Source organism: Rhizobacter sp. (genome assembly GCF_031412495.1).
Classification (GTDB): Bacteria; Pseudomonadota; Gammaproteobacteria; order Burkholderiales; family Burkholderiaceae_C; genus Schlegelella_A.
This window is the reverse complement of record NZ_JANODC010000196.1, coordinates 23,854-29,917: the sequence shown is the minus strand read 5'-3', so window position 1 is coordinate 29,917 and position 6,064 is coordinate 23,854. Positions and strand designations below refer to the sequence as shown.

Sequence of the window (6,064 nt, the reverse complement as noted above, 5' to 3'; positions counted from 1 at the left end):
GCGCGCCCTGGCCCGGCACGGCGGCCGCGCCCTGCCCGCTCGCGGCGCCGGCGAAGGCCAGGCCGACCGCCAGCGCGAGCCGGCAGGCCGTCGAAGCGAGCACCTGCGAAAAGGCCTTCGATGTCGGCAGGGGGAGCGGCTTCTTCATGGCGGCGATGCGTCGATGCTGTGTCGAGTGCAAACCGCGAATTATAGGGGGCCCCTATACTGAAACCACCCTCGCCCGCCCCCTCGCTTCATGAAGTTCAAAGGCTCCGAAAGCTACGTCGCCACGCCCGACCTGATGCTCGCGGTCAACGCCGCGGCGACGCTCCGGCGGCCGCTCCTCGTCAAGGGCGAGCCGGGCACCGGCAAGACGATGCTCGCCGAGGAAGTGGCCGGCGCGCTCGGCATGCCGCTCATGCAGTGGCACATCAAGTCGACGACCAAGGCGCAGCAGGGCCTGTACGAGTACGACGCCGTCAGCCGCCTGCGCGACAGCCAGCTCGCCGACATCGACGGCGGCGAACGCGTCAAGAACATCCACAACTACATCGTCCGCGGCGTGCTCTGGCAGGCCTTCACCGCCGAGGAGCCGGTGGTCCTGCTGATCGACGAGATCGACAAGGCCGACATCGAGTTCCCGAACGACCTCCTGCGCGAGATCGACCGCATGGAGTTCTACGTCTACGAGACGCGTGAGCTCATCAAGGCGAAGCACCGGCCGCTGGTCTTCATCACCTCGAACAACGAGAAGGAGCTGCCCGACGCCTTCCTGCGCCGCTGCTTCTTCCACTACATCAAGTTCCCCGACGCCGAGACCATGCAGCGGATCGTCGGGGTGCACTTCCCGAACCTGAAGAAGGAGCTGCTCGGCGCGGCGCTGAAGAACTTCTACGAGGTCCGCAACCTGCCCGGCCTGAAGAAGAAGCCCAGCACGTCGGAGCTGCTCGACTGGCTGAAGCTGCTCGTCGCCGAGGACATCCCGGTCGAGGTGCTGCAGAGCAAGGACGACAAGGTCACCGTGCCGCCGCTGGTCGGCGCCCTCCTCAAGAACGAGCAGGACGTGTCGCTGTTCGAGAAGCTCGTCTTCATGCAGCGGCACAACCGATGAGCGGCGGCAGCTGGCTGGCGCCGGTTCGCCTCGCGGCCGCGCATTGCGCGCTCGAGCCGCTCGCCGCCGCGCACCACGACGGGCTCGTCGAGGCGGCGAGCGACGGCGAGCTCTGGAAGCTCTGGTACACGGCGGTGCCGGGCCCCGAGACGATGCGGGCCGAGATCGACCGCCGCCTCGACCTGCAGGCGCGCGGCTCGATGCTGCCGTTCACGACCTTCGACTCGGCCGGCCGGATCGTCGGCATGACGACCTACATGAACGTCGACGCGGTGCACCGGCGGGTCGAGATCGGCTCGACCTGGACGGCCACGCGCATGCAGCGCAGCGCCTTCAACACCGAGTGCAAGCTGCTGCTGCTCGGCCATGCCTTCGAGGCGCTCGGCTGCATCGCCGTCGAGTTCCGCACCCACTTCTTCAACCAGCAGAGCCGGCGCGCGATCGAGCGTCTCGGCGCGAAGCTCGACGGCATCCTGCGCAACCACCAGCGCAGCGCCGACGGGTCGCTGCGCGACACCTGCGCCTACAGCATCGTCCAGAGCGAGTGGCCGACCGTGCGCAGCCACCTGCGCTGGCAGCTCGACAAGCCGCGCTGAGCGGGAACGCCGGGCGGGCCCGTGCCTGTGGGGTGCCGCCAGATCCCTACGGACCGTCCGCGGCCGCACCGACGACCCGGTTGCGGCCCGCCTTCTTGGCCGCGTAGAGGGCTGTGTCGGCGCGACCGACGAGCGAGGTGACGCTGTCGCGCGGGGTGGCCGCGGCGACCCCGAACGAGGCGGTCACACGCAAGCCGGGAGCGACGTCTTCCCACGGGTGCTCCTCGATGGCGCGGCGGATGCGCTCGCAGATGCCGACGGCGAGGTCCCCCGAGGCACCGGGCAGCAGGAAGAGGAACTCCTCGCCGCCGACGCGGAACGCCTGGTCGCTCGGGCGGACGACGGTCTGGACGAGGACGCCGATGCGGCGCAGGACCTCGTCGCCGGTCAGGTGCGAGAACGCGTCGTTGACCTGCTTGAAGCGGTCGACGTCCATCGCCGCCAGGGCTCCGTCGAAGGTGCCGCGGTGCATCGCCCGGGTGACGGTGCGGTCGAAGCTGCGCCGGTTGCCGAGCCCGGTGAGGGCATCGGTCAGCGCCTGCGCGGCGAGCACCTGGTTGGCATCGCGCAGGCGGTCGCGCTCGGCCCGGTAGGCCTCGGCCTCGCGCCGGATCTGGTCGACCGCGTTGCGCGCGCTGACCAGGTTGGCCCGGCGCTCCGACTGGGCGCTGCGGATCTGCTGGTCGAGCCGGTGGAATGCCTTGAAGTGCGCCAGCGCCGACTCGAAGTCGCCGAGGCCCTCGCGCACCAGCGACAGCTCGGCGTGGGCGGCGCGGGCCTGCGGCGCCGCGTCGGTCTCGCCCGCGATCTCGAGCGCCTCGAACAGGGGCGGGAGGGCCGCTTCGGGCGCGCCGGAGCGCCGATGCGCCTCGGCCAGGTGGGTGAGCGCGCGGGCCATGTGGCGGCGATCGTTCATCGCCCGCAGCACCGACAGCTCGCGTTCGAAGAGGTCCAGCGCCAGCGGCAGGTTGCCGAGCGAGCCGGCGACGGTGCCGAGGTTGCCGAGCGCCCGCGCCTCGAGCTGGCCGTCGCCGCTCTCGCGGGCGGCACCGAGGGCCTGTCCGAAGTAGCTGCGCGCCCGCTCCAGGTCGTCGTGCCCGGTCGGGCCGCCTTCGCCCGAGGCGTTGCCTCGCGCCATGTAGAGGACGCCGAGGCTGTTGAGGGTCACCGCGACGCCGACGCCGTCGTCGCCAGCCTCGCGCCGGCAGAGGAGCGCGCGCAGGAAGCACGACTCCGCGGCGGCGAAGTTCTCGAGGCGGCTGTGCGTCATGCCGAGCTGGTGCAGCAGCTCGCCCTCGAGCCGGCCGTCATGCAACACCCCGACCAGCGAGACCGCTTCGTTGAGCCGTCCGAGCGCATGCTGCAGGTCGCCCATGGCATGGTCCACCTTGGCCATGCCGCGCAGCGCGCGGGCCTTCAGCGCGGGATGGTCGTGCCGGACGGCGATGTCGTGGCCGTGGACGAAGCGGGCCATGGCCTCGGCATAGTCGCCCGCCTGCTCGAGCGCGTCGCCCAGCTCGATGCTTGCTTCGGCATGCTGCCCGGTCGGGTCCAGTCCGGGCTGGGCGAGGCAGCCCTCGAGCAGCGAACGCGCGCCGTCGACGTCGCCCGCCCGCAGCGCTTCGCGGGCGGCGGCAACGGGGTCCGTGGGGGTGATGACCGACACCGGAGGATGGTAGGCAGGCGAACCGGCTGCGGTCGGCCAGGGCCGAGGGACAAGCGGGCGGAAATCACGGCCGCCGCCGCAGGCGACCCCCGAAACGATCAGCGAGCGGAGGCGCCGCCCTGGAACCAGCGGCCGACCGCGGCCCGCTCGGCGTCCGTCATCTGGGTCGCGTTGTTCATCGGCATCGCCTTCAGGACGACCGTCTGCTGGTGCACCGCCTGCGCCTGCGCGACGATGGCCTGCGGCGAATCGAGGCGGACGTTCTTGCTCGGCACCTGGGCGTTGTGGCAGAGCAGGCAGCGCTGCTCGACGATGGCCTGCACCTCGGCGAAGCTCGGCGCCGGCAGTGCCGATGCGCCGGCCGGCGGCGGCGACGGCATCAGGGCCGCGAACAGCGCGACGATCGCGAGCGTTCCCGCGGCGGCGTAGCGCCAGGGCACGGGCCGCCCTTCGGCGAGCGCCTTGTGGCGGAGCACGAAGGACACGCGGATCAACGCCCCGGCCAGCATGAGGACGACGAGGACGATCCAGTTGTGCTTGGCGCCGTAGACGAAGCCGTAGTGGTTGCTGATCATCGTGAAGACGACGGGCAGCGTGAAGTAGGTGTTGTGCACGCTGCGCTGCTTGCCGCGCTGGCCGTGCACCGGGTCGACCGGGGTGCCGGCGCGCAGCGAGACGACCACCTTGCGCTGGCCCGGAATGATCCAGACCAGCACGTTCGCGCTCATCGTCGTCGCCATCATGGCGCCGACGAGCAGGAAGGCGGCGCGTCCGGCGAAGAGCCGGCACGACAGCCACGACGCGAAGACGATCAGCAGGAAGACCAGCGCCCCGACCACGAGGTCGCCGCGGCGGCCGCTGCCGAAGGCGCGGCAGATGCCGTCGTAGAGCAGCCAGAAGGCGACGAAGAAGGCGAGCGCGGTGGAGATCGCCGCGGCGGGCGACCAGTCGAAGACCGCCTTGTCGATGAGGAAGGTGCTGGCGTTGAACAGGTAGAGCACGGCGAACAGGGCGAAGCCGGTCAGCCATGTCGAGTAGCTTTCCCACATCGACCAGTGCAGGTGCTCGGGCAGGCGCGCCGGCGAGACCGGGTACTTCTGCTGGTGGTAGAAGCCGCCGCCGTGCACCGCCCAGAGCTCGCCGCCGACGCCCTTGCCGCGGTCGGCGTCGTCCTTCGGCGGCGTCAGGCTGTTGTCGAGGCCGACGAAGTAGAACGAGGCGCCGATCCAGGCGATGCCGGTGACGACGTGGGCCCAGCGCAGCAGCAGGCTGGCGCCCTCGAGGAGGTAGGAGTCCATCCGGCCGTGCCGAGGCGAAGCAGTCGGTGCGACGCGCTCAGCTGCCGCGGTAGGTCGAGTACGACCACGGGCTGACGAGCAGGGGCACGTGGTAATGCTCGCCGGGCGAGGCGATGCCGAAGTCGATCGGCACGGTCTCGAGGAACGGCGGCTCGGCGAGCGCGGCGCCGCGCTCGTGGAAATACGCCGCCACCTCGAACACCAGCCGGTAGCGCCCGGCCTGGAACTCGTCGCCCTCGAGCAGCGGGCCGGGGAAGCGGCCGTCGCCGTCGAGCCCGGCCCACTTGAGCTTGCGCGCGACGCCGTCCTCGATGCGGAAGAGGGTGACGTGCATCCCGGCCGCGGGGCAGCCGTGGGCCGTGTCGAGCACGTGCGTGGTCAGTCTTCCCATTCGATTCCCCGGCGTCCGACGGTGGTAGCCGCGGCCAAAAGTGTATAAGCCGGCGCCATGGACTATCCGCGCGACCTGATCGGCCACGGCGCCGACCCGCCGCATGCACGCTGGCCGGGCGGTGCGCGGATCGCCGTGCAGTTCGTCCTCAACTACGAGGAAGGCGCGGAGAACAGCGTGCTGCACGGCGACGCCGCGTCAGAGACCTTCCTCTCCGAGATCGTCGGGGCGCAGGCCTACGACAGCCGGCACCTGTCGATGGAGTCGATGTACGAGTACGGCTCGCGCGCCGGCGTCTGGCGCATCCTGCGCGAGTTCGACGCGCGCCAGCTTCCGTTGACGGTCTTCGGCGTCGGCATGGCGCTCGAGCGCTACCCGGCCCTGGTCGCCGAGTTTATGAGCCGCGGTCACGAGATCGCCAGCCACGGCCTGCGCTGGATCCACTACCAGAACCTCCCGGAAGCAATCGAGCGCGAGCACATGGCCGAAGCGACACGGCTCCTGCACCGGCTCACGGGCGGGCAGTGGCCGCTCGGCTGGTACACCGGACGCGACAGCCCGAACACGCGCCGGCTCGTCGTCGAGCACGGCGGCTACGCGTACGACAGCGACTACTACGGCGACGACCTGCCCTTCTGGACCTCGGTGACGAAGGCCGACGGCTCGAGCGTCCCGCACCTGGTCGTGCCCTACTCGCTCGACACCAACGACATGCGCTTCGTCCAGGCGCAGGGCTTCAACACCGGCGAGCACTTCTTCGGCTACCTGCGCGACAGCTTCGACGCGCTCTACGCGGAGGGCGACCCGGCCGGCCTCGACCGGCCGAAAATGATGTCCGTCGGGATGCACTGCCGGCTGCTCGGCAAGCCCGGCCGCATCGGCTCGCTGCGCCGCTTCCTCGACCACGTGCAGTCGCACGAGGGCGTGTGGATCGCGCGGCGCATCGACATCGCCCGCCACTGGCGGGCCACCCACCCGCACGACGCGGCGGGTGGCTCGGGAGTTGCGTAGCGCCGGTCC

6 protein-coding genes are annotated in these 6,064 nt (G+C 70.8%); 3 read left to right on the top strand and 3 right to left on the bottom strand.

The genetic code is table 11. The features are described 5' to 3' along the window. Positions 1–238: 238 nt before the first annotated feature. Both AC30N0_RS07305 and AC30N0_RS07300 read left to right on the top strand, forming a co-directional pair. Positions 239–1,093, top strand: coding sequence for an AAA family ATPase (locus AC30N0_RS07305; protein WP_489517263.1), 855 nt, complete (start codon positions 239–241; stop codon positions 1,091–1,093). Further along, the gene (locus AC30N0_RS07300) at positions 1,090–1,689 is read left to right on the top strand and encodes a GNAT family N-acetyltransferase (RefSeq protein ID WP_489517262.1); all 600 of its coding nucleotides are present in this window, start codon (positions 1,090–1,092) and stop codon (positions 1,687–1,689) included. The genes AC30N0_RS07305 and AC30N0_RS07300 overlap by 4 nt, the downstream gene beginning before the upstream one ends. Before the next feature lie 46 nt (positions 1,690–1,735). Here the strand turns inward: AC30N0_RS07300 and AC30N0_RS07295 are convergent, their stop codons facing one another. The 3 genes from AC30N0_RS07295 to uraH all read right to left on the bottom strand — a co-directional run bounded on the left by AC30N0_RS07295 (position 1,736) and on the right by uraH (position 5,044). Continuing rightward, positions 1,736–3,355, bottom strand: a complete 1,620-nt coding sequence (locus AC30N0_RS07295; protein WP_489517261.1) for a tetratricopeptide repeat-containing diguanylate cyclase — start codon at positions 3,353–3,355, stop codon at positions 1,736–1,738. A gap of 98 nt (positions 3,356–3,453) precedes the next feature. Beyond that, a complete protein-coding gene (locus AC30N0_RS07290) occupies positions 3,454–4,653 on the bottom strand; it encodes a urate hydroxylase PuuD (RefSeq protein ID WP_489517260.1) in 1,200 nt (399 codons plus the stop codon). A gap of 37 nt (positions 4,654–4,690) precedes the next feature. Further along, the gene (gene uraH / locus AC30N0_RS07285; protein WP_489517259.1) at positions 4,691–5,044 is read right to left on the bottom strand and encodes a hydroxyisourate hydrolase; all 354 of its coding nucleotides are present in this window, start codon (positions 5,042–5,044) and stop codon (positions 4,691–4,693) included. Positions 5,045–5,101: 57 nt separating this feature from the next. Between uraH and puuE the strand changes: the two genes are divergently transcribed. Next, on the top strand, positions 5,102–6,055 hold the full coding sequence (gene puuE / locus AC30N0_RS07280; RefSeq protein ID WP_489517258.1) for an allantoinase PuuE: 954 nt from the start codon (positions 5,102–5,104) through the stop codon (positions 6,053–6,055). The last annotated feature ends 9 nt before the right edge of the window (positions 6,056–6,064 follow it).

Bases quoted from the DNA above. Each gene is read 5' to 3' on its own strand.
- AC30N0_RS07305 (WP_489517263.1), top strand. From the start codon at position 239: ATGAAGTTCAAAGGCTCCGAAAGCTACGTCGCCACGCCCGACCTGATG.
- AC30N0_RS07300 (WP_489517262.1), top strand. From the start codon at position 1,090: ATGAGCGGCGGCAGCTGGCTGGCGCCGGTTCGCCTCGCGGCCGCGCAT.
- AC30N0_RS07290 (WP_489517260.1), bottom strand. From the start codon at position 4,653: ATGGACTCCTACCTCCTCGAGGGCGCCAGCCTGCTGCTGCGCTGGGCC.
- uraH (WP_489517259.1), bottom strand. From the start codon at position 5,044: ATGGGAAGACTGACCACGCACGTGCTCGACACGGCCCACGGCTGCCCC.
- puuE (WP_489517258.1), top strand. From the start codon at position 5,102: ATGGACTATCCGCGCGACCTGATCGGCCACGGCGCCGACCCGCCGCAT.